At 70.2% G+C, this 26,095-nt stretch carries 26 protein-coding genes; 14 read left to right on the top strand and 12 right to left on the bottom strand.

The features are described from left to right. Nucleotides 1-28 precede the first annotated feature (28 nt). The gene (locus tag DDV73_RS24610; protein WP_109509924.1) at nt 29-2,194 is read left to right on the top strand and encodes an MMPL family transporter; all 2,166 of its coding nucleotides are present in this window, start codon (nt 29-31) and stop codon (nt 2,192-2,194) included. A 70-nt stretch (nt 2,195-2,264) separates the two neighbouring features. Here the strand turns inward: DDV73_RS24610 and DDV73_RS24615 are convergent, their stop codons facing one another. Together DDV73_RS24615 and DDV73_RS24620 are read right to left on the bottom strand one after the other, a co-directional pair. After that, complete coding sequence (locus tag DDV73_RS24615; protein ID WP_109509925.1) at nt 2,265-3,674, bottom strand: NAD(P)-binding protein; 1,410 nt, start codon at nt 3,672-3,674, stop codon at nt 2,265-2,267. Further along, nucleotides 3,671-5,803 (bottom strand): molybdopterin-dependent oxidoreductase, encoded by a 2,133-nt coding sequence (locus DDV73_RS24620; protein ID WP_109509926.1) that lies wholly within the window; start codon nt 5,801-5,803, stop codon nt 3,671-3,673. Before DDV73_RS24620 ends, DDV73_RS24615 begins: the two co-directional genes overlap by 4 nt. Before the next feature lie 75 nt (nt 5,804-5,878). Between DDV73_RS24620 and DDV73_RS24625 the strand changes: the two genes are divergently transcribed. The 5 genes from DDV73_RS24625 to DDV73_RS24645 all read left to right on the top strand — a co-directional run bounded on the left by DDV73_RS24625 (nt 5,879) and on the right by DDV73_RS24645 (nt 11,423). Then, a complete protein-coding gene (locus DDV73_RS24625) occupies nt 5,879-6,619 on the top strand; it encodes a hypothetical protein (protein WP_109509927.1) in 741 nt (246 codons plus the stop codon). Between the two features lie 194 nt (nt 6,620-6,813). Then, nucleotides 6,814-7,089: a 30S ribosomal protein S15 gene (gene rpsO, locus DDV73_RS24630; RefSeq protein WP_109509928.1), complete on the top strand. Its 276-nt coding sequence runs from the start codon at nt 6,814-6,816 to the stop codon at nt 7,087-7,089. Nucleotides 7,090-7,404: 315 nt separating this feature from the next. Beyond that, the gene (locus tag DDV73_RS24635; protein ID WP_338066408.1) at nt 7,405-9,663 is read left to right on the top strand and encodes a polyribonucleotide nucleotidyltransferase; all 2,259 of its coding nucleotides are present in this window, start codon (nt 7,405-7,407) and stop codon (nt 9,661-9,663) included. A gap of 4 nt (nt 9,664-9,667) precedes the next feature. Next, entirely contained in the window at nt 9,668-11,053 is a 1,386-nt protein-coding gene (locus DDV73_RS24640; RefSeq protein ID WP_109509930.1) for a M16 family metallopeptidase, read from the top strand. Nucleotides 11,054-11,096: 43 nt separating this feature from the next. Continuing rightward, nucleotides 11,097-11,423, top strand: coding sequence for a hypothetical protein (locus DDV73_RS24645; protein WP_109509931.1), 327 nt, complete (start codon nt 11,097-11,099; stop codon nt 11,421-11,423). A gap of 14 nt (nt 11,424-11,437) precedes the next feature. Here the strand turns inward: DDV73_RS24645 and DDV73_RS24650 are convergent, their stop codons facing one another. The 4 genes from DDV73_RS24650 to DDV73_RS24665 form a co-directional block, all read right to left on the bottom strand. Continuing rightward, nucleotides 11,438-11,959, bottom strand: a complete 522-nt coding sequence (locus DDV73_RS24650) for a hypothetical protein (RefSeq protein ID WP_109509932.1) — start codon at nt 11,957-11,959, stop codon at nt 11,438-11,440. Nucleotides 11,960-12,008: 49 nt separating this feature from the next. Continuing rightward, nucleotides 12,009-12,530, bottom strand: coding sequence for a hypothetical protein (locus tag DDV73_RS24655; protein WP_109509933.1), 522 nt, complete (start codon nt 12,528-12,530; stop codon nt 12,009-12,011). Then, nucleotides 12,527-13,129: a SatD family protein gene (locus tag DDV73_RS24660; protein ID WP_240617461.1), complete on the bottom strand. Its 603-nt coding sequence runs from the start codon at nt 13,127-13,129 to the stop codon at nt 12,527-12,529. Before DDV73_RS24660 ends, DDV73_RS24655 begins: the two co-directional genes overlap by 4 nt. 64 nt (nt 13,130-13,193) lie before the next feature. Next, entirely contained in the window at nt 13,194-13,709 is a 516-nt protein-coding gene (locus tag DDV73_RS24665; RefSeq protein ID WP_109509935.1) for a class I SAM-dependent methyltransferase, read from the bottom strand. A gap of 66 nt (nt 13,710-13,775) precedes the next feature. Between DDV73_RS24665 and dapB the strand changes: the two genes are divergently transcribed. Both dapB and DDV73_RS24675 read left to right on the top strand, forming a co-directional pair. Then, entirely contained in the window at nt 13,776-14,519 is a 744-nt protein-coding gene (dapB, locus tag DDV73_RS24670; RefSeq protein ID WP_109509936.1) for a 4-hydroxy-tetrahydrodipicolinate reductase, read from the top strand. A 135-nt stretch (nt 14,520-14,654) separates the two neighbouring features. Further along, complete coding sequence (locus DDV73_RS24675) at nt 14,655-16,253, top strand: M4 family metallopeptidase (protein ID WP_109509937.1); 1,599 nt, start codon at nt 14,655-14,657, stop codon at nt 16,251-16,253. Between the two features lie 81 nt (nt 16,254-16,334). On the opposite strand, the gene DDV73_RS24680 is transcribed toward DDV73_RS24675, so the two are convergent. Both DDV73_RS24680 and DDV73_RS24685 read right to left on the bottom strand, forming a co-directional pair. Beyond that, nucleotides 16,335-16,553 carry a YtxH domain-containing protein gene (locus tag DDV73_RS24680; RefSeq protein ID WP_109509938.1) on the bottom strand — a complete coding sequence of 73 codons (219 nt, stop codon included), beginning with the start codon at nt 16,551-16,553 and terminating at the stop codon, nt 16,335-16,337. A 310-nt stretch (nt 16,554-16,863) separates the two neighbouring features. Next, on the bottom strand, nt 16,864-17,412 hold the full coding sequence (locus DDV73_RS24685) for a GNAT family N-acetyltransferase (RefSeq protein WP_109509939.1): 549 nt from the start codon (nt 17,410-17,412) through the stop codon (nt 16,864-16,866). Nucleotides 17,413-17,498: 86 nt separating this feature from the next. Here DDV73_RS24685 and paaA point away from each other — a divergent pair, with 86 nt between their 5' ends. Genes paaA through paaE form a run of 5 tightly spaced genes read left to right on the top strand, consistent with a single transcriptional unit; the run spans nt 17,499 to nt 21,091 of the window. Then, the gene (gene paaA / locus DDV73_RS24690) at nt 17,499-18,512 is read left to right on the top strand and encodes a 1,2-phenylacetyl-CoA epoxidase subunit PaaA (RefSeq protein ID WP_240617462.1); all 1,014 of its coding nucleotides are present in this window, start codon (nt 17,499-17,501) and stop codon (nt 18,510-18,512) included. Next, nucleotides 18,509-18,793 carry a 1,2-phenylacetyl-CoA epoxidase subunit PaaB gene (gene paaB, locus DDV73_RS24695; protein WP_109509940.1) on the top strand — a complete coding sequence of 95 codons (285 nt, stop codon included), beginning with the start codon at nt 18,509-18,511 and terminating at the stop codon, nt 18,791-18,793. The genes paaA and paaB overlap by 4 nt, the downstream gene beginning before the upstream one ends. Continuing rightward, entirely contained in the window at nt 18,793-19,542 is a 750-nt protein-coding gene (gene paaC / locus DDV73_RS24700; RefSeq protein ID WP_109509941.1) for a 1,2-phenylacetyl-CoA epoxidase subunit PaaC, read from the top strand. Before paaB ends, paaC begins: the two co-directional genes overlap by 1 nt. 26 nt (nt 19,543-19,568) lie before the next feature. Next, the gene (gene paaD / locus DDV73_RS24705; protein WP_276310143.1) at nt 19,569-20,027 is read left to right on the top strand and encodes a 1,2-phenylacetyl-CoA epoxidase subunit PaaD; all 459 of its coding nucleotides are present in this window, start codon (nt 19,569-19,571) and stop codon (nt 20,025-20,027) included. Then, on the top strand, nt 20,027-21,091 hold the full coding sequence (gene paaE, locus DDV73_RS24710; protein ID WP_109509943.1) for a 1,2-phenylacetyl-CoA epoxidase subunit PaaE: 1,065 nt from the start codon (nt 20,027-20,029) through the stop codon (nt 21,089-21,091). The genes paaD and paaE overlap by 1 nt, the downstream gene beginning before the upstream one ends. A 6-nt stretch (nt 21,092-21,097) precedes the next feature. On the opposite strand, the gene DDV73_RS24715 is transcribed toward paaE, so the two are convergent. Beyond that, on the bottom strand, nt 21,098-21,721 hold the full coding sequence (locus DDV73_RS24715; protein ID WP_109509944.1) for a LysE family translocator: 624 nt from the start codon (nt 21,719-21,721) through the stop codon (nt 21,098-21,100). A 3-nt stretch (nt 21,722-21,724) separates the two neighbouring features. Beyond that, on the bottom strand, nt 21,725-23,236 hold the full coding sequence (locus DDV73_RS24720; protein WP_109509945.1) for a DUF885 family protein: 1,512 nt from the start codon (nt 23,234-23,236) through the stop codon (nt 21,725-21,727). A gap of 54 nt (nt 23,237-23,290) precedes the next feature. Between DDV73_RS24720 and DDV73_RS24725 the strand changes: the two genes are divergently transcribed. Further along, on the top strand, nt 23,291-24,718 hold the full coding sequence (locus DDV73_RS24725) for an aminotransferase-like domain-containing protein (RefSeq protein ID WP_206051077.1): 1,428 nt from the start codon (nt 23,291-23,293) through the stop codon (nt 24,716-24,718). Here DDV73_RS24725 and DDV73_RS24730 read toward each other — a convergent pair. Together DDV73_RS24730 and DDV73_RS24735 are read right to left on the bottom strand one after the other, a co-directional pair. Then, nucleotides 24,715-25,377 carry an alpha/beta fold hydrolase gene (locus DDV73_RS24730; protein WP_109509947.1) on the bottom strand — a complete coding sequence of 221 codons (663 nt, stop codon included), beginning with the start codon at nt 25,375-25,377 and terminating at the stop codon, nt 24,715-24,717. The two genes, DDV73_RS24725 and DDV73_RS24730, sit on opposite strands and share 4 nt — an antisense overlap. A gap of 43 nt (nt 25,378-25,420) precedes the next feature. Then, a complete protein-coding gene (locus DDV73_RS24735; RefSeq protein ID WP_154402898.1) occupies nt 25,421-26,095 on the bottom strand; it encodes an alpha/beta fold hydrolase in 675 nt (224 codons plus the stop codon).

The following is a 26,095-nucleotide window of genomic DNA, read 5'->3' on the forward strand; positions in this document are numbered from 1 at the left end:
CGGAAAAGCCTCGACCTCAAGGAGCGACATGTCCACCCGAAGCATTCTCGCGGCGATCCCCATGCGGACCGCCCGCTGGAGCGCGATCCACCCTTGGAAGGCGATCCTCGCCTGGCTCGCCTTCGTCCTGATCGCCGCCGGACTCGCGGTGGCGGTTCCGAGCAACCAGGTAGACGACGAGGACTACCGGCTCGGCGAGTCCGGCCGCGCGGACGCGATGGTGCACGAGGCCGGCCTGGACGAGCCCGACGCCGAGAACGTGCTGATCGCCTCCGCGGACGGCGAACTCGACCAGGCCGCTGCTGAGTCGGCGGCTGCGGCGATCACCGACGGCATGAAGAAGGTCGACGGCGTCACCGCCGTCGCCGAGCCGCAGTGGAGCCCCGACAAGTCGGCGCTGCTGATCTCCATCCAGCTCGCCAAGGACCACGAGGAGACCAAGGAGCTGCTCGCGGTCACCAAGGACGTCCAGGGCGAGTACGACGGCCTCACGATCAAGCAGGCCGGCGACCTCACCCTCGACGAGGCGATCAACGACCAGGTCGCCGAGGACCTGCACTCCGCGGAGATCATCAGCCTGCCGATCACGCTGCTGCTGATGCTGCTCGCGTTCGGCGCCCTGATCGCGGCCGGCATCCCCGTGCTTCTGGCCGCCACCAGCGTCGCCGCCACCATGGGCCTTCTGGCCCCGCTGTCCCACCTGGTCCCGTCCGAGCCCACCGTCGGCAGCATGATCGTGCTGATCGGCATGGCGGTCGGCGTCGACTACTCGCTGTTCTACCTCAAGCGCGAACGTGAGGAGCGCGAGGCCGGACGCAGCACCCTGGACGCGGTCGAGATCGCCGCCGCGACCTCCGGCCACTCCATCCTGGTCTCCGGCGGTGCGGTGATCGCCTCGATGGCCGGGCTGTACCTGCTGACCGACGTCACCTTCAACTCGCTCGCCACCGGCGCGATCATGGTCGTCGCGGTTGCCGTGCTCGGCTCGATCACGGTGCTGCCCGCGCTGCTGGCCAAGCTGGGTCGCTGGGTCGACCGGCCGCGGCTGCCGCTGCTGTGGCGGGTCAACCGGCGGATCGGTCGCGGCGGCATCGCCGGCCGGGTGCTGGCTCCCGTCGTCCGCCGTCCGGGCGTGGCGCTGCTGCTCTCGTCGATCGTGATGGTGCTGCTCGCCGTACCCGCGCTCGGCATGAAGACCCACTCCGGCAATCTGGAGACGCTTCCGGACTCGATCCCCGAGGTGCAGACCTACGCCACGATCTCGGAGAAGTTCCCGTCCGAGGGCACCTCGCTGGACGTGGTCGCCCGCGGTGACCAGGACGAGGTGAAGGCCGCGCTGGAGTCGCTGAACGCGGAGGCGCTGAAGTCGAAGCACTTCGAGGACCTCGGCGTGGAGCCGATCACCACCTCGGAGGACGGCGGCACCGCCGTACTCCAGCTCGCGATGCCGTACGACGAGTCCGACGGCAAGGTCGACGACGCGATCGAGGAGCTGCGCGACGACCTGGTGCCGGCGGCGTTCGCCGGTGTCGGCGGTGAGCACGCGGTCGGCGGCGGCGCGGTCGAGTCCTACGACTGGGTCAAGAAGGAACAGGAGAAGCTGCCGCTGGTGATCGGGTTCGTGCTGCTGTTGACGCTGCTGATGATGGCGGTGTCGTTCAAGTCGATCCCGGTCGCGCTGGTCTCGACGGTGCTGAACCTCGGCTCGGTCGGCGTCGCGTTCGGCATCCTGACGCTGGTCTTCCAGCACGGCTGGTTCGCCGGTCAGCTCGACTTCACCAGCCCGGGCTTCGTGATCGACTGGATCCCGCTGTTCGTGATGGTGGTGCTGGTCGGGCTGTCGATGGACTACCACGTGTTCGTGCTCAGCCGGGTCCGTGAGCACCTCGGCCGCGGCCTCCCGGCCAAGCTGGCCGTCGAGCAGGGCGTCAAGGACACCGCCGGCGTGGTCACGAGTGCGGCGGCCGTGATGGTCTCGGTGTTCGCGATCTTCGCGACGCTGAGCATGATGGAGATGAAGATGATGGGCGTCGGCCTCTCGGCCGCCATCCTCATCGACGCCACGCTGATCCGGCTGGTGATGCTGCCCGCGATCCTGGTGCTGATGGGCGACAAGGCCTGGTGGCCTTCCCGCCCCAAGCGCCCCCGCGGCACCCACGTCTCCGAGCCCACTCCGGAGTACGAGCTGGTCTAGGCGCCAGGCCGGGATAGTCCGTCACGAAAAGCACCTCTGGGCAGCGCCCGGGGGTGCTTTTCGTGACGGACTATCCCGGTGGCCGCGCTGTAGCCAGCAGCGGCTTGATGTTGGCCAGGGCCGGCTCGAGGTTGGTGGAGAAGCGGGTCATCGCCGAGCGCATCCGCGGGTCGCCCAGGTGGTTGCGCAGGCCGCGGGTCAGGTAGAGCCGCGACCGGTCCAGCCAGGCGCGTACGTCGGACTCGGCCGTCAGCCGCCGGACCCGCTCGTGGCTGCCGCACATCATGTCCAGCCAGTCCTCGGCCCGGCTGGGCTGAACGCCGGGCTCGCAGAGTCGGTTCTGTTCGGCGACCTCGTCACGGGCGGTCTCGATGTACCCGAGCAGCGCGGAGTTGAACGTGATGAAGCCGCTTGTGACCGACTGCAGGGTGATCCGGTCGGGCTCGAAGATCGGGCGAGCAGGGGCGTTGGCGAACCCGTACGCCGTGCAGTCGACGTGCACCGTGTCCCGGCTGGTGGGGACCTCGCCGTGGTCGAGCACGATCCGGTCCGAGCCGACGTGCCGCACCCGCCCCAGGCGCGCCACCTGCTCGATCTGCCGGAGCGCGTCGCGCTCGACCTCGCTGAGGGTCGCGCCCCGGAACATCGTCGGCGCGACGGCCGGATCGAGCCGGAACAGCAGGCCACTAGACTCCAGGCGTCGGAAGAGGTCGTCGAGGGTCGAGGCCTGGGCAACGGACTCGACCGCGACGGCGAAGCCCTCCATCGTCGCGGCGACGAGCTCGCCCGGCTGCACCGAGCCACGGTCGATCAACCAGCTGTCGCGCGGCCGGACCCAGCGGATCCGGTCCGGGTCGACGCCGTTCTCGAGCAGCCACGTGCACGCGTCCATGGCGGTCTTCCCGGCACCGAGGATCGTGTAGCCGCCCGGCGCCTCGGCCAGCCCGACCAGTTCGCCCACCGGGACGACCGTCGCTTCCGGGTCGACGGTGAAGCCCGGAGTGTGCGTTGCCGGCACCGAGGTCTCCAGGCACGTCGCGTCGACGAGCTTGCGGCGTACCCGCACCGGGACAGTGCGCCCGGTCAGCCGGGAGACCAGCGTGTGCTCGCCCGGACCGCCGGCGACGTACTCGTGCCCGCCGTAGAAGCTGACCTGCCCGGACGGCAGCCAGCCGTCGAGCACGGTGCGGTAGTAGGCGCGGATCTCTACGCCGCGGGCGCGCTCGTAGTAGCCGGCGTTCGGGCCGCTGGTGTCGATCGAGTCGGTGCCGAGGAAGCGGGAGTTCACGCCGTAGTTGGCCGACGGCTGGTGCAGCCGGACGAAGGAGTAGGCGTCGTTCCAGTGGCCACCAGGGTCGTGCCGGCGGTCCACCAGGACGACCTCGGCATCACCCTCGGAGGTCAGGGCATCGACGAACGCCATCGCCGAGGCGCCCGCACCCACCACGAGGTAGTCGGTCTCGATCACCCCGTCCCTCATGCCGACGCGACAGTGACCGGTACGCCGCTCAGCGCGGCGTTGCCGCTGACGTCGAGCAGGGTGGGGTCGGTGAGGTCGTTGATCGACGCGCCGGGGACGGTGGCGGCCTGCGACAGCCGGACGCCGTCGCGCTGGTGGCCGTAGCCGTGGGGGAGCGAGACCACGCCCGGCATCACGTCCTCGGTGGCCTGCACCTCGACCTCGACCCGACCGACGCGTGAGGTCACCACGACGGTCTTGCCGTCCTCGATGTCGCGGGCGGCGAGGTCGTCGGGGTGCATCAGGAGCTGGTGCCGGGCCCGGCCGCGGGTGAGCCGGGTGGTGTTGTGCATCCAGGAGTTGCAGTCCTGCTTGTGCCGGCGCCCGATCAGCAGCAGCTCGCTGGGCTTGGGGGAGACCGGCTCGCTGGCCACCAGCCGGTCCAGGTCGGCCAGCACGAATGCCGGCGCTGTGTCGATCCGCTGGCTCTTGGTCTGCAGCCGCTCCGGCAGCAGGTCCGGGCGCAGCGGTCCGAGGTCGACTCCCTCGGGGTGCTTGCGGAGGTCGGTGATGGTCACGCCCGACTTCCCGGTGCGCAGCAGCATCCCGACCAGCAGCGACGGGCTGGTCGAGAGCTGGGCCCGCAGCTTGAGCCGCTTGGCCAGCGGCGCCTTCTTCCGCAGCCGGGCGGCGGTGCGCAGCGCGACCTCGCGGTAGATCTGCCAGTCGTGCCGCTGGTCGCGCGCCTTGTCGAACACCGCGGGCGTGAACCGGGCGGTGTTGCGGACCGCGAGGACGTGGAAGACCAGGTCGTACTGGTCGCGCTCCAGGGCCGAGGTCGGCGGCAGGATCACGTCGGCGTGCCGGGTGGTCTCGTTGATGTAGATGTCGATGCTGGCCATGAAGTCCAGGCCGCCGATCGCGCGGTCCAGGCGGGCGCCGTCGGGCGTGGACAGCACCGGGTTGCCGGCCAGGGTGAGCAGGGCCCGCACCTGCCCTTCGCCCGGTGTCTCGATCTCCTCGCGCAGCACCGACACCGGCAGCTCGCCTCCGAACTCCGGCAGCTCGCGCACCCGGCTCCGGAACCGGTCGTAGTGGCCGCGCCCGATCAGCCCGCGCCCCACGCCGTCGATCGCCGGCTCGGTCAGCATCGCGCCGCCGATCCGGTCGAGGTTCCCGGTCACCAGGTTGAGTAGCTGGATCGCCCACTGGCAGACGGTCCCGAACGGCGCGGTTGAGACCCCGATCCGACCGTACGCCACCGCGCTCTCGGCCGCGGCGAACTCCCGCGCGACCCGGCGGATCTCGGCGGCGGGCACGCCGCTCACGCGCTCGGCCCGCTCCGGGGTGAACAGCGCCACCGCGTCCGCGACGGCCTCCAGGTTGTCGGCGTACGCCGGTGGGGTGGTGAGGCCGTCCTCGAACAGCACCTGCAGCATCGCCAGCAGCACCCACGGGTCGCTGCCCGGGCGCACGAAGTGGTGCTCGGTGGCCACCTTCGCGGTCTCGGTACGGCGCGGATCGAAGACCACCATCTGCCCGTCCCGCGCCTTCAGCTCCCGCAGCCGGTTCGGGAAGTCCGGCACCGTCATCAGCGACCCGTTGGACGCCATCGGGTTGGCACCGAAGACCAGGAAGTACGACGTCCGGTCGAGGTCGGGTACCGGGAGCAGCAGCTGGTGGCCGTACATCAGGTGGCCCACCAGCTGGTGGGGGAGCTGGTCGACCGAGGTCGCGCTGTACTTGTTGCGGGTGCGCAGCGACTTCACCATCGCGATGCCGTGGGTCAGCGAGCCGAGACTGTGCGCGTTCGGGTTGCCGAGGTAGATCGCCAGCGCGTCCTTGCCGTGCTCGTTGATCGCGCCCGCGAGGCCGTCGGCGACCAGGTCGAACGCCTCGTCCCAGCCGATCTCCTCCCAGCCGACGCTGCCGTCGGGCCGGTCGACGCGGCGTACCGGCCGCCGCAGCCGGTCGGGATCGTCGTACACATCGGCCATCGCGGTGCCCTTCGGGCAGATGTAGCCGCGCGAGAGCGGGTCGTCCGGGTTGCCGCGGATCGACGTCACCGTGCCGTCTTCGATCGTCAGCACGAGGCCGCAGACCGCCTCGCAGAGATTGCAGACTCCGAGCTTGGTCTCTGTGACAGTCATACCGAGCATCGTCGCACCCCCAGTTACGGCGCGGCCAGGTTGACCTGAGGCTGGCAGCGTGTAGAACAGGCAGGCATGAACCCACGACGCAGCAAGCGCGGTTGGCTCGCCGGACTGTTCGCCGGAGTCGCCGCGGTCGGAACCGTCCTGCTCCTGCAGGTCCTGTTCGAGTTGATGGATCGTGAGCCGGTCCCGCCTGCGGCTTTCAGCGAAGGCGCCAGGTGGTACGACCTGGCGCTGATCCGGATGGAGTACCTCGGGCCTAACCCGATGGACCTGATCGAGGCGAAGTCGAGCTACGCGGTCGGGATGCTGCTCGCCCTCGGCGCGCTGTTCGTGGTGACAGCGGTCGGGACCTGGTGGGCGGCTCGCGGGAGTGCGCCCGGGTCGTCGGTGTTCCCGGTGTTCCTGTCGGTCTGGATGTCGTTCATCGTCGGCGCCGCGCTCGGTCGGTCTGCCCAGTCGATGTGGACCCTCCGCGACTCCCTGGGCGACGACGGCATGTTGCTCATCGTGGTGGACACCGGGCTCCGGAGCGGTCCCGACTACGGCCTGTTCTGGGGCTTCCCGCTCGCCGTGATCGTTGCCCTGCTCTGGCTGATGGTGCGGCCGCGCGCGACAGCCCAGGCCGAGGGCCTGCCGCCCGGCCAGCAGCAGCCGCCGCCGTACGACGCGGAGCCGCCGCGCATCGAGGAGCCGATGTGGGCGACGACCGTGCAGGACCCGCCGTCCGACCCGGAGTACGACACACGGGCGATGCCCGCCGGCCCGGCCCAGCCTGACGACGGCCCGGACCTGACCAAGCGCGCCGACTGAGGGCCGTCGGGCGCCTGAATTCGGACTTCCGAGACACCGTTGATAGTCTTGCGCAGTTGCCTGGCACGCGGCCTACGCCGATCTGCTGGGTGACAACCCAAACAAGAGACAACGCCGTTGAACGGCCGCGGATCGAGAGTGCCCGGGTGGACAGGCCCCGGCGCGCCGCGCAACGAGTCCGGAAGGAGCCCCGCATGTCGATCGGAACCGACGCGGAGACCAAGAAGAAGATCATCGCCGAGTACGCCACGACCGAGGGCGACACCGGCTCGCCGGAGGTGCAGATCGCGCTGCTCAGCCACCGCATCGCGCACCTCACCGACCACCTCAAGCAGCACAAGCACGACCACCACAGCCGTCGTGGTCTGCTGCTCCTGGTCGGTCAGCGCCGTCGGCTGCTGAACTACCTGCAGAAGACCGACATCGGGCGCTACCGCTCGATCGTCGAGCGTCTCGGACTGCGCCGATGACCTCGGAGCGGTCGCCCCACTCGGGGTGGCCGCTCCCGTCACATTTTCGGCTGTCCGGCCGCTAGTGTCGGACCGACGAACCTAAAACTGAACAGCAGAACACCACCAGGAGCGACCCGCACGTCAGGCTCGGTCCTCGGTAGTGGCCTTCGGAACCTCCGCCGCTGACTCGGCCGCGGTGAGCAGCTCCGCGGGCCTCGATCGAAGACCGGCCCCCACCCCGCGATGCGGGGAGCGGGACACGCATCGTGCCCGTCCCGAGGGCGTACGCCGCGGATCGCTCCGCTACCGAAGAGGGAAGAACCCTTGACAGACCTGAATGCGGGGCAACCCGTCATTTCCGCCGTTGAGACCGTGATCGACAACGGCAAGTTCGGCAAGAGGACCGTGAAGTTCGAGACCGGTCTCCTCGCCCGCCAGGCGGCGGGCTCCGTCACCGCCTACCTCGACGACGAGACCATGCTCCTGTCGGCGACCACTGCTTCGAAGCAGCCGAAGGACCACTTCGACTTCTTCCCCTTGACGATCGACGTCGAGGAGCGGATGTACGCCGTGGGCCAGATCCCCGGCTCGTTCTTCCGCAGCGAGGGACGCCCGGGCGAGGACGCCATCCTCACGTGCCGGCTGATCGACCGGCCGCTGCGCCCGACCTTCAAGAAGGGCCTGCGCAACGAGGTCCAGGTCGTCATCACCGTGATGTCGCTCGACCCCGACCAGCCGTACGACGTCCTCGCGATCAACGCGGCGTCGCTGTCCACCCAGCTCTCCGGCCTGCCGTTCTCCGGCCCGGTCGGCGGCGTGCGGGTGGCGCTGATCGAGGGCCAGTGGGTCGCGTTCCCGAGCCACAGCCAGCTCGAGGAGGCCGTGTTCGACATGGTCGTCGCGGGCCGGGTCACCGAGACCGGCGACGTCGCGATCATGATGGTCGAGGCCGAGGCCACCGAGCAGACCTGGGACCTGGTCCAGTCCGGCACCCAGGCGCCGACCGAGGAGATCGTGGCCACCGGCCTCGACGCCGCCAAGCCGTTCATCAAGCAGCTGTGCGAGGCCCAGGCCGAGCTGGCCAAGCAGGCCGCCAAGCCGGTGCAGGACTTCCCGGTCTTCCTCGACTACGAGGACGACGCGTACGCCGCGGTCGAGGCCGCGGTGAAGGACGAGACCGCCGCCGCGCTGACCATCGCCGGCAAGCAGGAGCGCGAGGACAAGCTCGACGAGATCAAGGCTTCGCTCCTGGAGAAGCTCGCGGGCGAGTTCGAGGGTCGCGAGAAGGAGATCGGCGCGGCGTACCGCTCGCTGAACAAGTCGCTCGTTCGCGAGCGGGTGCTCCGCGACAAGGTCCGCATCGACGGCCGTGGCCTCGCGGACATCCGGACCCTGTCCGCCGAGGTCGGCGTGATCCCGCGGGTGCACGGCTCGGCGCTGTTCGAGCGTGGCGAGACCCAGATTCTGGGCGTCACCACGCTGAACATGCTCACGCTGGAGCAGAAGCTCGACACGCTGTCGCCGGAGAAGTCGCGGCGCTACATGCACAAGTACGTCTTCCCGCCGTTCTCGACCGGCGAGACCGGCCGAGTCGGCTCGCCGAAGCGGCGCGAGGTCGGCCACGGTGCGCTCGCCCGCCGGGCGCTGCTGCCGGTGCTGCCGACTCGCGAGGAGTTCCCGTACGCCATCCGTCAGCTCTCCGAGGCCATGGGCTCCAACGGCTCGACCTCGATGGGCTCGGTCTGCGCGTCCACGCTGTCGCTGCTGCAGGCCGGCGTGCCGCTGCGTGCGGCCGTCGCGGGCATCGCGATGGGTCTGATCTCCGGTGAGGTCGACGGTGCGACCCAGTACGTCGCGCTGACCGACATCCTCGGTGCCGAGGACGCCTTCGGCGACATGGACTTCAAGGTCGCCGGCACCCGCGAGTTCGTCACCGCGCTGCAGCTGGACACCAAGCTCGACGGCATCCCCGCCGAGGTCCTCGCCGCCGCGCTGACCCAGGCGCGTGACGCCCGGTTCGCGATCCTCGACGTGATGGCCGAGGCCATCGACGAGCCGGAGGAGATGTCGCTGCACGCGCCGCGGATCATCACCCTGCGGATCCCGGTCGACAAGATCGGCGAGGTCATCGGCCCGAAGGGCAAGGTGATCAACCAGATCCAGGACGACACCGGTGCCCAGCTGACCATCGAGGACGACGGCACGATCTACATCGGCGCCACCAACGGCGAGGCCGCCGAGGCTGCTCGCCAGGCCGTCAACGCGATCGCCAACCCGACGATGCCCGAGGTCGGCGAGCGCTACCTCGGCACCGTGGTGAAGACGACCAACTTCGGCGCCTTCGTCTCGCTGCTCCCCGGCAAGGACGGCCTGCTGCACATCAGCAAGCTCCGTGCGCTGGCCGGCGGCAAGCGGGTCGACGCGGTCGAGGACGTCGTCTCGGTCGGCCAGAAGGTCCAGGTCGAGATCGCCGAGATCGACGACCGCGGCAAGCTCTCGCTGATCCCGGTCGTCGACGAGGACGAGGCGAAGGAGTCGCCCGCCGACGAGGCGCCCGAGGCCGAGGTTGCTGAGGACAGCACCGAGGACTGACCGAGTGGCGCAATCACCTAGCGCAGATTCGACGGCCGGCCAGCAGAACACTGCTGGCCGGTCGTCGGTTCCGGTCCCGGCCGCGGCGCAGAAGACCGGCACCACCCGCACCCTGCTGACCGTCGAGGACAACGCCGGCCAGGTCGTCTCGCGGGTACGCCGTACCGTGCTGCCCGGCGGTCTCCGGGTGGTCACCGAGCAGATGAGCGGCGTCCGCTCCGCGAGCGTCGGCGTCTGGGTCGGTGTCGGCTCGCGCGACGAGACGCCCACCCTGCACGGCTGCTCGCACTTCCTGGAGCACCTGCTGTTCAAGGGCACCCGCGAGCGCACCGCGATGGACATCTCGGTCGCCCTGGACACCGTCGGCGGCGAGTTCAACGCGTTCACCGCCAAGGAGTACACCTGCTTCCACGCCCGGGTGCTCGATGACGACCTGCCGCTGGCCGTCGACGTACTCGGCGACATGATCACCAGCTCGCTGATCGCCGCGGCGGACGTCGAGGCGGAGCGCGAGGTGATCCTCGACGAGATCGCCATGCACGACGACGACCCGGACGACGTGGTCCACAACCTGTTCGCCGCGCAGGCGTGGGGAAGCTCGCCGCTCGGCCGGCCGATCGCCGGCACCGCCGAGTCGATCCGTGGCCTGACCCGCGCCCAGATCACCCGCTTCTACCGGAGCCACTACCGCCCCGGTTCGATGGTGGTCGCCGTCGCCGGCAACATCGACCACACCACCGTGGTCCGTCAGGTCCGCAAGGCGTTCTCCCGCAACGGCTTCCTCAGCGGCACCGAGACCCCGGCCCGGCCGCGGCTGGGGGAGCGGGTCCGCCCGGTCCACACCGGCGAGGCCCGGGCCAGCCGTCCGTTCGAACAGGTCAACCTGGTGCTCGGTATGAACGGCCTGACCCGCAACGACCCGCGGCGCTTCGCGCTCGGCGTACTCACCACCGCGCTGGGCGGCGGCACCTCCTCACGGCTGTTCCAGGAGGTCCGGGAACGCCGTGGGCTGGCCTACTCGGTCTACTCGTTCGCCTCGCACCACGCCGACGCGGGCCTGGTCGGGGTCGGCGCCGGCTGCCTGCCCGCGAAGCAGGCCGAGGTACTGGCCACGATCCGGGCCGAGCTGGCGAAGGTGGCCGACACCGGCATCACCGAGGAGGAGCTGGCGCGTGCGAAGGGCCAGCTGCGCGGTGGCTTGGTTCTCGGCCTGGAGGACTCCGGCTCCCGGATGGGCCGGCTCGGCAAGGCCGAGCTGGTGTACGACGAGCTGCTCAGCATCGACGAGGTGATCGCCCGGATGGACGCCGTCACGCTGGACGAGGTGCGCACCCTGGCCCACGAGCTGTTCAGCCAGGCCGAGATCCTCGCCGTCGTCGGACCTGAGTAGGCAAACGCCTGCGCCGAGGTGGCCTCACCGCTGATCATGGGCCATGGCTTCGGATCTGGTCACGCCCGCGCGGGCCGGCGCGCCACTCGCGGCTGGTCTGGCGACCCTGCTCGTCTTCGTCGCGAACATGGTCGTTTCGGTGCGATCGTGGCGGTTCGAGGCGGGCGCGGACGGCATGCAGCGCAGCGAGATCGTGTCGTGGTTCCTCACCATCGGAGCTGGCCTCAGCCTGACGGCGTTCGTGGGGTTGCTCCTGCTGCTTCCCTGGCCGGCCAGACGAGTCGGTGTCGGGGTTCTCGCGGGTCTGGCGCTGACCGTGCTCGGCAACCTCGTGTGGGTGTACGTCGACGTGTTCAGGACCATGTCCTGAACACGTCGCGCGGCTCAGGCGGCCGGCCCCTTGGCGCGGACGTCGATCACGTTGGTCATCGCGTCGCGCAGCTCGGCCAGCCAGTCGCCTTCGTGCTGGCCGACCAGGCGCACGCACCAGGCGAGGGCGTCCGACCGGGACCGGGCCACTCCGGCCTCGACCAGGATGTCGAGGATCTGCCGCTGCGGCTGGCGGAGCCGGGTCATCACGGGCGCGGCGACACTGGTGAACAGCTCGTCGTACTCGCCGACCCGGACGCCCCAGGAGACCTTGCGGTCGTAGCGTCGCTCGGCCTCGCCGGCGAGCCGGATCCGACGGTCCCGGGTCTCCTCGCGGAACGCCTTCGCCCGTCCGGCCCTGGCCTCGGCGGTCTCACTCTCCGATGCGCCTTTGGCGAGCTCGACGTCGGGAAGGGTGAGCATGACGACGACCTCTTCGCGGTCGACGGTGATCGTGGGTGGCTGCGCGGTCCACTCCTGCGGCAGGCGGCCCGTGAACCAGCCCCGTACCTTCTCCAGCGCCTCATCGGTAATCATGTAATAAAGATTACCTAGAAGAGCGTAGACGTCCAAGAACTCTGTTTGCCTATCTGCCGGCCACAACGATTGTGGCGTAGCACGCCAGCGTCCAGGCCAGACTCGCCATTGTCCCGAGGATCCTGCTGGCTAACACATGGTTGACCGTCCCGTCCGAACCTTGGCTGTCGGCGTACTGTCCCAGCGCCTTGACTGCCACCACGACGGATGCCACCTCAGGCAATCGCAAGAGCAGTGCGATCACTATGGTCAGACGTTCGCTCACGCCAATCCACGGGGACGCCGGCAGCGTTATCCACCCTGGATCGAGTCCGCCCCTCTCTGCGAGCTTGAGCGATGCGCGTGCGACGATTCCGCCGCCGAAGGCGGCAGCCAAGATCGTGGCGCCGACGTCTGCTTCGACTGGCGCCGGGATCAAGGTGCGGTCGCTCACCGCGATGACGGTGGCAAGTGTCACCAGAGAAACGTTGCCGGCGGCGAGCGACCAGAACAGGCGAGAGTCGTTCGATGCGATGTACTTCCACGCGACGACCCCAATGGCTGCCGTCGCCAGGAGTAGGAGGCTTGTCATATGGAGGAGCTCGCATCGTTGGGCAGCATGTTCCCGAGCAGGACACTGGCAAGCGCTGACGCTCTGCTCGCCTCAATGAGCGCCGCCGCACGCACACGCTGGCTGACGGCTGCCTGACTGATGCCGAGCACGCGCGCAGCCTGGTCGTAGGTCAGGCCGTCGGCCACCAGGTCGGCCACCTCCCAGCCTCGTTGAGTACGCCGGCTGAGCACGCCTGCCCACAGCCACAGGACGGTCTCAAGCTGCTCGGCATGGTAGTCATCGGCGCCGACGACGTTGAGGTACGGCGACCCGGACTTAGCCCGGGTGACCGCTTCGCGAGCGTTGAGGTACGCCGGCCCGCGGCCGGCACGCGCGTGGTCGGGGAGCGGCTCCTCGATCGCGCCGACGCCGAGGCCGATGTTCCAGGTGCCGGCGCGAAGCAGGGTCTCGATGCAGTTCACGGTCGTAGCGGCGTCGCTGAGCACGCCTTGGATCTCGTCGCCGGCGGTGCGCTCGAACTCGAGGAGTGATCGGTGGGCGGCCAGGGCAGCGAGCGCCTCGGGCACTAGGTCGGGTCCGCGACGGCTCGACCGCTGGTCCACGGTGAGTACAGCCACGATCAACCAAGGCCCCCTCGAGACTGCTCGTCGGTCGTCGATGACGAAGGATATTGCAGCCTGTTCAGCGGCGTCCGATGATCCCGAGGACCGGCGGGACCTTGTTCTCGACCAGCGAGACCCGGAAGCCGCCTTCGGCGAGCGCCGTCGACGCCTTCTCGGCGACGTGCGGGACACCCTCGGGGCGGGTCGCGTCGTAGAACAGGCTCACCGTTCCGCCGGGCACCACCCGCTCGTGCAGCAGCGCCACCTCGTCGGCGCACTTGCGCACCCAGAAGAGGTTCACGTTGAACGCGAAGACCTTGTCGATCCGCTTCACCGGGACCCGCAGCGTCGCCAGGTCGATCTGGCGCACCGTGAGCCGGCCGCTCTCGACGTACTTCGCGTTGCGGCGCTTGGTCCGGTCCACGCCGGACTCGGAACGGTCGATCGCGAACAGCCGCCCCTTCTCGAGCTTCGCGCAGATCACCTCCGCCGCTGCGCCGGGACCGCAGCCGATCTCCAGGATCTGGTCTGAAGGCTGCACGTCGATGAGCTCGACTGCCCATCGAATCCGGGCCGGGACTGTCTGGACCGCCATGAGGGACAGCCTGCCACAAGCCGAACGCCGGATCCGCCGGGATAGGTTGACCCGGTGACAGAACGGATGAAGGTGGGCGTGCTCGGAGCGCGCGGCAAGGTCGGAACCGAGGTCTGCAAGGCGGTGGCGGCCGCCGGCGACATGGAGCTGGTCGCGTCGATCGACGCCGGCGACCCGATCGAAGGACTTGTCTCGGCCGGCGCCGAGGCGATCGTGGACTTCACCCATCCCGACGTGGTCATGGACAACCTGGAATTCTGCATCGACCACGGCATCCATGCGGTGGTCGGCACCACCGGCTTCGACGAGGAGCGGCTCGGGCAGCTGCGCACCTGGCTCGAGGTCAGCCCGGCGACCGGCGTGCTGATCGCGCCGAACTTCTCGATCGGTGCGGTGCTGATGATGCGGTTCGCGGCCGAGGCGGCACCGTACTTCGAGTCGGTGGAGGTCGTCGAGCTGCATCACCCCGACAAGGCCGACGCGCCGTCCGGCACCGCGCGCCGTACCGCCGAGCTGATCGCCGCGGCCCGCCGCGAGGCCGGCAGCGCTCCGATGCCCGATGCGACGTCGACCGGGCTCGACGGGGCCCGCGGAGCCGACGTCGAGGGGGTGCGGGTGCACGGTCTCCGGATCCGCGGTCTGGTCGCCCACCAGGAGGTGGTCCTCGGCGGACTGGGGGAGACGCTGACGATCCGGCACGACTCGCTGGACCGGGCGTCGTTCACCCCGGGCGTCCTCGTCGGACTGCGTGCGATCGGGTCCCACCCGGGCCTGACGGTCGGCCTGGAACCCCTGCTCGACCTGGGGTAGCGCGCGGCGCAAGCGTCACAATCCTGACTTGCCGGATTTTGACACTCGGGTGTTCTACCAAGTTGTAACTCCGTGTGACACCGTCAGGTCGCCTCAGACCACCAGGCTGAGGCTCCTGAGGGAGAGGACCGCCCCATGCGTAGAGCAGCAGGAATCGCAGCACTAGCGGTAGTTGCCGCGGCCACAACCGGGATGGCCGGGACCAGCACCGTCAACGCAGCGCCCAAGGACCCCGCCGTCACAGCTCTGTCGAACCTCAAGTCGCACCCCACCGCCGCCCGCGCGGCCGACGGGCAGGCGTTCCAGGTCAAGAGCACGATCGTGGACAAGAACGGCACCACTCACGTGCGGATGGACCGCACCTACCACGGTCTGCGCGTCATCGGCGGCGACCTGGTCGTGCACCAGGGCCCGAGCGCCGGCCTGAAGGGCGTCAGTCAGACCCTGAAGAAGCCGCTCACTCTGTCGACCGACGCCGACCTCGCCGCCGGCACGGCCGCGTCGAAGGCGATGGCGCCCAACAAGACCAACCGCTCGATCACCGGCCTCAAGCGCAAGGGCGCCCCTGAGCTCGTCGTGGACGCGACCGGTGCCACGCCCCGCCTGGCGTGGGAGGTCCTGTCCGGCGGCGTACAGAAGGACGGTACGCCGAGCCGGCTCGCGACCTACGTCGACGCCAAGTCCGGGGCGCTCATCCGCACCGAACAGCAGATCCAGACCGCCGACGGCTCCGGCAACACCCTCTACAGCGGCACCGTCCCGCTGCAGGTGACGCAGTCGGGCTCGACGTACTCGCTGAAGGACGCGACCCGCGGCGGCGGCTACACCAACGACGTCAACAACAGGGAGGATCTCTTCCTCTTCTGCCAGCTGTTCGGCCTCGGCTGCCAGGTCGGCACCACGGTCACCAGCACGTCGAGCACCTTCGGCAACGGCTCCAACAGCAACCGCGCCACTGCGGCTGCCGACGCGCAGTACGGGAGCAACGTCACCTGGGACTATTTCAAGAACGTCCACGGCCGCAACGGCATCTGGAACGACGGCCGGGCCGCCTGGAGCCGCGTCCACTACGGCAATGCCTACGTGAACGCGTTCTGGGACGGCTCGAAGATGACCTACGGCGACGGTGACGGCACCAACTTCGGTCCGCTGGTGTCGCTGGACGTCGCCGGTCACGAGATGGCGCACGGCGTCACCCAGAACTCCGCCAACCTCACCTACTCCGGTGAGTCGGGCGGCCTGAACGAGGCCACCTCGGACGTCTTCGGCTCGCTGGTGGAGGCGCACGCCGCCAACGGCAACGACCCCGGTGACTACTACATCGGCGAGGAGTTCGACATCGCCCAGGGCGACGGGTTCCGCCGGATGGACAAGCCGTCCAGCGACGGAAACTCGGTGGACTGCTGGAGCAGTAGCGTCGGCAACCTCGACGTGCACTACTCCTCAGGTGTCGGCAACCACGCCTTCTACCTGCTCGCCGAGGGCTCGGGCGCCAAGACGATCGGCGGCAAGCCGCACAACTCGCCGACCTGCAACGGCTCGACGGTCATCGGCATCGGCAAGGACAAGGCGGCCAAGATCTGGTATCGCGCGCTGGTGACGTACTGGACCAGCAGCACCAACTACGCCCAGGCTCGCGCCGGCATGCTGAAGGCCGCCACCGACCTGTACGGCGCGGGGAGCGTCGAATACAACACCGTCGCTGCCGCCTGGAGTGCTGTCAGCGTCAACTGATTCAACAGGGAGCAGAAAACGAGGCCCGCGCCGGAATCGGTGCGGGCCTCGCCTGCTCCCTGCGGGCTGTCGGTCAGCTGCTCAGCGCCGTCGATGGATCCGGGCCGGGCGCGGCGCGTGGTGGAAGTCGTGAACCAGCAGGTACGCCACCACGACGCCGGCGGCGGCGCCGATCAGGATGCCTCTAGCGACGACGGGAACCGGCGTGACCTCGGCGAGCCACATGCCCGCCACCACGAAGAACAAGATGGCCGCCGCGATCAGGGCGACCCGGTGAAGCCTCGGTAGCGGACCGAACACAGCCCAGCCTCCTCAGGACGGGGGAGCGAAGGTGCTCCTTGTGATTAGACGCTCCAGAGGCCTCCGGCGTTCACCGATCCCGCCGAATTTCACCAACCTCTTAGAGATGCACCAGCACGCCGACCCGGCCCGTCTTCACGTCCAGGCGCGCTGACCCGGCCCGTCTTCACGCGCAGGACCGCTGACCCGGCCCGTCTACACAAGGGCTGTGTCAACACGGGCCGGGTCGGCGTGCTTACGCGTCAACAAGGGCCGGGTCGGCGTGCTTACGCGTGAAGACGGGCCGGGTCGGCGGGGGTGGGGGCGGTGACTAGGCCAGGGCGGTGTGGAGGCGGACCTGGCGGACGGTCACGGTGCCGGTGCCATCGAGGTCCAGCTCGCGGTGCGCGGAGTCGGCGCCCCAGCCGGCGCTGATGAGGAAGCCGCGCAGTTCGTCGTTGGTCGCGTTCACCCAGGTCACCGCGCGGGTGAAGCGGTCCGCCTCGAGGGTGTCGGCACACGCCTGCAGCAGCCGCGAGCCGTGGCCGCGGCGCTGCTCGCCTGGCAGCACGGTGAACTCGGCGATCTCGCCGTCGGCCACTGGGTCGCAGTCGGGGTCGGCGGCCGGCGAGGTGATCGCGAAGCCGACGATCCGGTTGCGCTCGAGCGCGACCAGCACTCGGTTCCGGGCGTCGCCGGGACGGGAAAGCGACTGGTGCCAGGTGGCCGCGACGTCGTCGGGCTGCATGGCCGCGAGGGTCTCGGCGGGCAGCAGGTCGGCGTACGCCGTCTGCCAGGCGCGGACCTGCACCTCGGCGATGCCACGGGCATCGTCGGCCCAGGCCACCCGGACGGAGACATCGGCGGTCGGGCTGGTCATGCGGCAATCCTCGCAGCCCACGAATCTATTACAGATATCGACTCATGATGCAGTGTTCTGTAACAGATTCTGTTACCGTCGAAGATGTGTACGGCAACGACTTCACCGCCCCCGATCAGCCGGCGCAGCCGACGCGGCCCGCAGCGTCCGACGAGCCGGCCTCGTTCCGCGACGTACTGGCCGCCGACGGCCGGATCGAGCCGCGCGACGAGATGCCCGAGGGCTACCGGCGCACCCTGATCCGCCAGATCGCCCAGCACGCGCACTCCGAGATCATCGGCATGCAGCCCGAGGGCAACTGGATCTCGCGCGCGCCGAGCCTGCGGCGCAAGGCGATCCTGATGGCGAAGGTGCAGGACGAGGCCGGCCACGGCCTCTACCTGTACGCCGCGGCGGAGACCCTGGGCGTGGACCGGGCCGACCTGCTCGACCAACTGCACTCCGGCCGCCAGAAGTACTCCTCGATCTTCAACTACCCGACGCTGACCTGGGCCGACGTCGGCGCCATCGGCTGGCTGGTGGACGGCGCCGCGATCGTCAACCAGGTGCCGCTGTGCCGCTGCTCCTACGGGCCGTACGGCCGGGCGATGGTGCGGGTCTGCAAGGAGGAGTCGTTCCACCAGCGGCAGGGCTTCGAGATCCTGCACACGCTGGCCAAGGGCACCGACGCCCAGCGGGCGATGGCCCAGGATGCGGTCGACCGCTACTGGTGGCCCTCGCTGATGATGTTCGGCCCGCCCGACGACGACTCCCCGAACTCCGCGCAGTCGATGGCGTGGGGGATCAAGCGGCACTCCAACGACGACCTGCGCCAGCGCTTCGTCGACATGACCGTGCCGCAGTCCGAGGCACTCGGGCTGAGCCTGCCCGACCCGGAGATCGCTTGGAACTCCGACCGCGGACACTACGACTTCGGCGAGGTCGACTTCACCGAGCTGTTCGAGGTGATCCGCGGCAATGGCCCCTGCAACGCCGAGCGGATGGCGCACCGGGTCCGCGCCCACGAGGACGGCGCCTGGGTCCGCGAGGCCGCCACGGCGTACGCCGACAAGCGGTCTCGACAAGCTCGACCACCGAAGGCTGAGGAGGGTGCGGCATGAGCCGGGACTGGCCGCTCTGGGAGGTGTTCGTGCGCTCCCGCCGCGGGCTGTCGCACGTCCACGTCGGCTCGCTGCACGCACCCGACGCGGAGATGGCGCTGCGCAACGCGCGCGACCTCTACACCCGCCGCCAGGAGGGCGTCTCGCTGTGGGTAGTGCCGGCCTCGGCGATCGCAGCGTCCAGCCCGGACGAGAAGGACTCCTTCTTCGACCCGGCCGCCGACAAGGTCTACCGGCACCCCACGTTCTACGACGTACCCGAGGGGGTGGACCACCTCTGATGGCCGGACTGTTCGGTTACACGCTGGCGCTCGCCGACGACGCGCTGATCTCCGCGCAGCGGATGAGCTGGTGGATCTCCCGCGCTCCGCAGCTCGAGGAGGACGTCGCGCTGGCCAACATCGGCTTGGACCAGCTCGGACAGGCCCGGCTGCTGCTGGCGTACGCCGGTGAGGTCGAGGCAGCCGGCCGCGGAGAGGACGACCTGGCCTACCTGCGCGACGAGCGGGAGTTCCGCAACGTCTGCCTGGTCGAGCGCGAGCAGACCGACTTCGGCGTGACCATGGCCCGGCTGCTGATCTTCAGCGCCTGGCAGTGCGAGCTGTACGCCGCGCTCTCCCGCAGCGCCGACGCCACCCTGGCCGGCGTCGCCGGCAAGGCGGTCAAGGAGGTCGCCTACCACCTCGACCACGCCAGCCGCTGGGTGGTCCGGCTCGGCGACGGCACCGATGTGTCCCACCAGCGGATGCAGGCGGGCCTGGACGCCGAATGGCCCTGGGCGGCCGAGCTCTTCGACGACGCCTTCCTCGATACCGGTCTGGTCGACAGTGGCGTCGCGGCGCTCCCGTCGAGCCTTCGCGATGCCGTCGACGCCGGGGTGTCCGCGGTGATCGACGAGGCGACACTGACCCGCCCGGACGTCGCTACGCACTACTCGGCCGGTCGCGACGGCCGGCACACCGAGCAGCTCGGCTTCCTGTTGGCCGAGATGCAGCACCTCGCCCGCTCGCATCCGGGGGCGACATGGTGACCACGACAACAGGACGTGCTTGGGGGGTGGCAGCGGCCGTCCTCGACCCGGAGCTGCCGGTGTTGACCATCGGCGAGCTCGGCATTCTTCGGGATGTGGTCGAGGACGACCGCGGGCGGGTCCATGTGCAGATCACGCCGACGTACTCCGGCTGCCCGGCGATGGAGACCATCCGCGAGGAGCTGGTGGAGGCGCTGACTCGGGCCGGCTACTGGCACGTCGACGTCGAGTTCGTGCTGGCGCCTGCCTGGACCACCGACTGGATGACTGCCGAGGCGCGCACCAAGCTCTCGACGTACGGCGTGGCGCCGCCGGTGCCGCGACCCCGGGCCGGGGAGCCGGTGCTGCTCCAGATCTCGGTGCGCTGCCCGCAGTGCGGCAGCCTCGACACCCAGGAGTCCAGCCGGTTCGGCTCCACGGCGTGCAAGTCGCTGTGGGTGTGTCGTGAGTGCCGGGAGCCGTTCGACCACTTCAAGTCGCACTGATGGCGCGACACAGTTCCTTCCACGCGCTGAAGGTGAGCGCGATCGACGAGCTGACCGAGGACTCGGTCGCCCTGACCTTCGAGGTCCCCGACGAGCTGCGTGACGTCTACGCGTTCGAGGCCGGCCAGCACCTGTCCATCCGCGCCGGCGAGGACGAGATCCGGCGCAGCTACTCGATCTGTACGGCGCCGTCCAGCGCCATCCTGCGGATCGGCGTCAAGCGGCTGCCCGGCGGCGCCTTCTCCGGTGAGGTGGTCGGCCGGCTGAAGGTCGGCGACGAGCTCGACGTGATGACGCCCGCGGGCCACTTCTCGACCCCGCTCGACCCGACCGCCCGGAAGCGGTATGCCGCGGTCGCGGCCGGCTCGGGCATCACCCCGGTGCTGTCGATCCTCGCCGCCGCGCTGGAGACCGAGCCGGACTCGGACGCGGTGCTCGTCTACGCCAACCGGACGCACCGGACCGTGATGTTCCTCGACGAGGTCCACGAGCTGAAGGACCGGTTCCCGGACCGGCTGCAGATCCTGCACGTGCTGTCGCGCGAGGAGCAGGACGTCGAGCTGCTGTCCGGCCGGCTGGATGCCGACCGGATGAAGCGGCTGCTCGGCTCGCTGGTGCCGCCCGACCGGGTCGACGAGTGGTTCCTGTGCGGTCCGCAGCAGATGGTGCACGAGCTGCGGGGCACGCTGCTGGAGTCCGGCGTCGACCCGGCGCACATCCACCTCGAGCTGTTCCACGCAGACCCGGTACCGCGGGCGCCGATCGTCGCGGACGCTGTGGAAGGAGCGGCCGAGGTAACGGTGACCCTCGACGGGCGCAGCTCGACGTTCCCGCTGCGGCCCGACGACGTGCCGGTGCTGGACGCTGCATTGCGGGTCCGCTCCGACGCCCCGTTCGCCTGCAAGGGCGGGGTCTGCGGCACCTGCCGGGCCCGTCTGATCGAGGGCACGGTGGTGATGGACACCAACTGGGCGCTGGAGGCCGACGAGGTCGAGCGCGGCTACGTGCTGACCTGCCAGTCGCACCCGACCTCGCCGAAGGTCGTCCTCGACTACGACGCCTGACCCGGCTCAGACCGGGCTCAGGACGGCGTAGCCCGCGAGACCGGCGTACACCGTGGTGGTGAGGTACGCCGGCCAGCGTCGCGGCTGCTCGGTGCCGGGCTGGCGGCGGGCCAGCAGGCCGCCGAGTACGGCGTACCCGAGGTCCATCAGCAGTGCCACGGCCATGAACAGCATGCCGAGCACGAGCAGCTCGCCGGTCCGACTGCCGGTCCCGGTCGTGAACTGCGGCAGGAAGGCCAGGAAGAACAGGATCACCTTCGGGTTCAGCAGGTTCACCAGCACGCCGTCGGTGAAGGTGCGGACCAGCCCAGCGACCTCGGCTGGGGCACTTGGGCCGGAGGCGGCCGGGACCCTGCGGAGGGCTCGCACCGCCAGGTAGAGCAGGTACGCCGCACCGGCGTACTTGATCACCTGAAGGGCCACGGGCGACGCGCCGAGCACGGCGGACAGCCCGATGCTGGTCAGCACGACGTGGACCAGGGTCCCGGCTTCCACGCCGAGCGCGGAGACGACGCCCGCGCGGGTACCGCCGGCAACGCTGCGAGTCACGATGTAGACCAGGTTGGGACCCGGTATCGCCACCAGCGTGACCGTGGCCAGCAGAAACGCCAGCAGGGTCGTCTCCGGCATGGCTCAGCCCTCCGTCAGCGCGGTGTCGATGAGCCCCATCGGCGGGGCGCCCAAGGCGAACAGGGCGGCGTGGAACCGCGGCAGCGAGAAGCCCACTCCCCAGGCCGCACGCGCCCGGTCTCGCAGCCCGAGGATCTCGAGCTTGCCCCAGGTGTAGCGGCCGTACGTCGGGTCGAAGAGGCCGCGCTGCGCCTCGCTGACGGCGCCGGGACCGACGACGAACGCGTCCTCGGTGAACCGGCGCGCCGCCTCGGCCACGGTCAGGTCGCCGGTGTGCAGGCCGATCGAGCAGATCAGCCGGGTCACCCGGAGCAGTCCGTCGCGGGCGACCCCTGCGGTGAACCGAGGGTCGTCCGCCCGGTAGCCCTCCTCGACGCACAGCTCCTCGACGTAGTGCGCCCAGCCCTCGATGAACGCATCGGACGTCAGCAGCCGCCGCACCGGGCTCGGCAGCTGCCGCAGTGCCCGGAAGTGGGAGAAGTGGCCGGGCGCGACCTCGTGCACCGCGACGCCGGGCAGCTGGGACCGGTTGAACCCCGACGCCAGCCAGGCCCGCTGCTCCGACTCCGCCCAGCTCGGGTCGGGAAGGGTCACGTAGAACGCGCTCGGACCGTCGGGCTCGTATGGCGCGGCCGCGAAGAGCCCGGCCAGACCCCGGCGCTGCGAGTCCGGCATCGGCCCGACCTCGCAGACGCCGTCGTCGACCGGGACCAGGCCGCTGCGCGCGGTCCACTCGAGCACCTCGTCGACCAGCAGCCGGGTCTCGTCGAGCAGCTCGGCCCCGGTAGCCGGGTGGTCCGTTCGGAGGACCCGGAGGGTCTCGCCGGTGGTTGCGTCGGGATCGATCCGGCGGCAGGCGTCGTCCAGCAGCTGCCGCAGCCGGGCCTGCTCCTTCTCTGCGCGGGCGAGCAGGTCGGCGAGATCGACGTCGATCGCCTCCGATGCCGAGAGCAGCCGCTCCAGTGCCGAGCGGCCGAGCGCGGCCGACGAATCCCCCTGAATGCTCGCCCAGTCAAGATGGTCGACCAGTCGCTTCAGGGCAGCGCCGGCGGCGGCGTCGCGCCCGGCGTAGGTCGCGAGCCCACGGGCGAGCGGCACGCTCGCGGACGCCAGCTCGCGGGGCACCCGGTCGAGCGCCTCGACGGCCGCGTCGACGGCGTCCGGCCAGGCCGCGAGATGCCGGCGCCTGGCCTCCGCGCGCTCCTCGGCGGGAGCGTACGGCCGCTCGTAGACCATCAGCTCGAGGTTGTCGAGGTGCCACAGTGGGTTGACGCGGTGCAGCTCCAGCTCGCCGAAGCGAACCCGGAGCGCGTTCTCGGTCGCCGCGGCGTGTGCCTCGTCGTGACGGTCGACGTACCCGAGGTCGGCGGTCAGCCCGGCGAGCGCGCTGCGGACGCCGGCGGGGGAGAGGTCCTGGACGCGCCCGTCGTACTCGTGCCGGCCCGCGGAGTCGCGGACGTACGGTAGGGACAGTTCGCAGATGGCCTGCAGGCGGGTGTCTAGCTCTTCGTTCATGCGAACCACTGTGGTGTCGCGTAGACAGGAGGACCCGGTCCAATGGCGGGAGAAGTGGACCGAATCGAGGCTCACCAGCTCGCCGAGCTGCTCGCCGGCTGGAGCACGGCCTCCGGACCGCTGTACCAGCGGCTGGCCGGTGCTCTCCGCAAGGCCGTGCATGCCGACCAGCTGGCCTCGGGCATCCGCCTGCCGTCCGAGCGCGATCTCGCCCGGGCGGTCGCGCTCAGCCGGTCGACCGTGGTCGCGGCGTACGACGAGCTGCGGGCCGACGGTCTCGTCGAGAGCCGCCGGGGGAGCGGTACGACGGTCGCCGTACTGCCCCAGCTGCGGCGGCCGGGAGCCGACGGCGTGGTGCCGGGCGGGCAGGGCAACGCGATCATGCAACGACTGGTCGACAGCCCGTCGGACGTCATTTCGCTGACCACGGCCGAGGCGTCCGCCGGCCCTGAACTGGCCCATGCCCTCGCGGAGGTCGCCCGGCACGACATGGCCGCACTCACCGCGGAGGCTGGCTATCACCCGCGTGGCATGGTGGCGCTGCGGACCGCGCTCGCCGAGGACTTCACGGCGCAGGGCGTGCCCACGACAGCGGATCAGGTCGTGGTCACCACCGGCGCCACCCAGGCGATCGCGCTGGTCGCCCAGACCTACCTGCGCAAGGGGTCGGTCGTGCTGGTGGAGTCGCCAGGCTGGCCGGGCTGTCTCGACGTCTTCCGGGCGGCCGGCGCGACCACGCTCGGGGTCGCGATGGACGAGGAAGGGGTCCGGGTCGACGCCTTCGCCGCGGCGCTCCCGAGCAAGCCGTCGCTGGTGTTCCTGATGCCGACGCACCACAACCCGACGGGCACGCTGATGTCCGCGTCGCGTCGCCGCCGGATCAGTGAGCTCGCTCGTGCCGAGGGCATCCCGCTCGTCGAGGACAACTCCTACAACACCGACGCCGACTCCTCGACGCTGCCGCGCCCGATCGCGGCGTACGGCGGCGGCGAGGTGGTGAGCATCGGCTCGCTGGCGAAGACGCTGTGGCCGGGCCTGCGGATCGGCTGGCTTCGAGCGCCCGAGGAGGTGGCCGAGCGCGTGGCGCGGCACAAGGTGATCGCCGACATGGGCACCCCACTCATCGACCAGGCCGTCGCGCTGCGGCTGATACCTCGGCTGGGCGAGATCACGGCTGCCCACGCCGCCGTCCTACGCGCCCGCCGGGAGCATCTCGGCGGCCTGCTGAAGGCCCACCTGCCCGACTGGCGCTGGCAGCCGCCCGCGGGTGGCTCGGCGCTGTGGATCGAGCTACCCGGCGTCGACGCACGCGTGTTCGCCCAGGTGGCGCTGCGGTACGGCGTCGAGGTGGTGCCCGGCGCCTCGACGGACACCGCCGGCATCCACGACAGCTTCGTCCGGCTGCCGTTCACCTTCCCGGAGGCCACGCTCACCGAGGTCGTCGCCAGGCTGACGAAGGCCTGGGCCGCGCTCGGACGTTAGGCGTACGCCGACTCGACCAGCTCGGCGACCAGCTTCGGCTGCTCCAGCATCGGCAGATGGGCGGTGTCCAGCCGGTCGACCGGCCCACCGATCTCCGCCGCGTACTTCTGCTGGAGGGACTCGGGGAACTCCTTGTCGCCCGTGGTGAGCAGATAGCGGCGTACCTCGGGGAACACGCGCGGCGAGACCGGGTCGCGGTAGACCCGCTGCGACTCGGGGTCGAAGTCGGCCACGATCCGGTCGGCCTGCTCGGCTGTGAGACCGGCCGCCAACCCGCTGCGGATGCTCTTGGCCGGAGGCCGGGTGCCCATCAGCCGCATCGCGAGGCTGACGACATGGCGCTGTGGCGACGGCAGCGCGCCGAGGAAGGAGCTGCCGGCCGCCGGGATGATCGCCGACACGCCGAAGAAGCCGGTGACTCGCTCGGGCTGCTGGGCGAGCAGCTCGCTGCCCACGACGCCGCCGAGCGAGTGGGCGACCACGCCGTACGACTCCCAGCCGTCGGCGGTGGCGGCGGCTGCCGCGGCGTACTCGGCGAGGCTGGCCGATCCCCGCGGGTACTCCACGACCCGGGTCTCGACGGGCAGCTGGGCGCGCACATCGTCCCAGATCCAGGCGGGCAGTCCGGCACCACTGAGCAGCAGAAGGGGAGTCGTCATGTGGCGGACACTAGTGGCCACCACCGACAGTCCGGCCGCGCCCTCAGTCCGCCTCAAACGTGTCCGCGATGATGCCGGCCAGCTGGCTCGCCTGCTGAAGCATCGGCAGATGTCCGGCCCGGACCCGGTGGATCCCACCGCCGACCTTTGCGGCGTACTTCTTCTGGAGCCGCACCGGGTAGGCGCGCACCTTGGTGGTCACGACGTAGCCGCTGGTCGCGGGGAACTCTCGTTTCTCCGACACCTGGTCGCGGTAGACGTTGACGGACTCCGTTGCGAACTCGCTGACGATCCGGTCGGTCTCGTCACGCCGGATCCCGGCGCAGAGATCGCGGCGGATGATCTTCGCCGGCGGCCGGGTGCCCAGGATGTCCAGCACGTTGCTGACGTTCTTCCGCTGCAGGAACGGCAGTCCGTCCAGGAACGACTCGCCCGCCTCGGGGATGATCGCGGCGACGCCGAGGAAGCCCGTGACCCGGTCGGGCTCGCGCGCCACCAGCTCGCTGCCGATAACTCCGCCGAGCGAGTGGGCGATCACGCCGTACGACTCCCACCCGTCGGCGGTCTCGGCGGCTGCCTCGGCGTACTCCTCGAGGCTGGCCGAGCCGCGCGGATAGGCCACGACCCGGGTCGGGGTGAGCAGGGTGGCGCGCACTTCGTCCCAGATCCAGGAGGGAAGACCGGCGCCGCTAAGCAGCAGAAGAGGCGGTGTCGTCAT

The sequence above is a fragment of the Nocardioides speluncae genome (assembly GCF_003121585.1).
In the GTDB taxonomy this organism is placed as follows: Bacteria; Actinomycetota; Actinomycetes; order Propionibacteriales; family Nocardioidaceae; genus Nocardioides; species Nocardioides speluncae.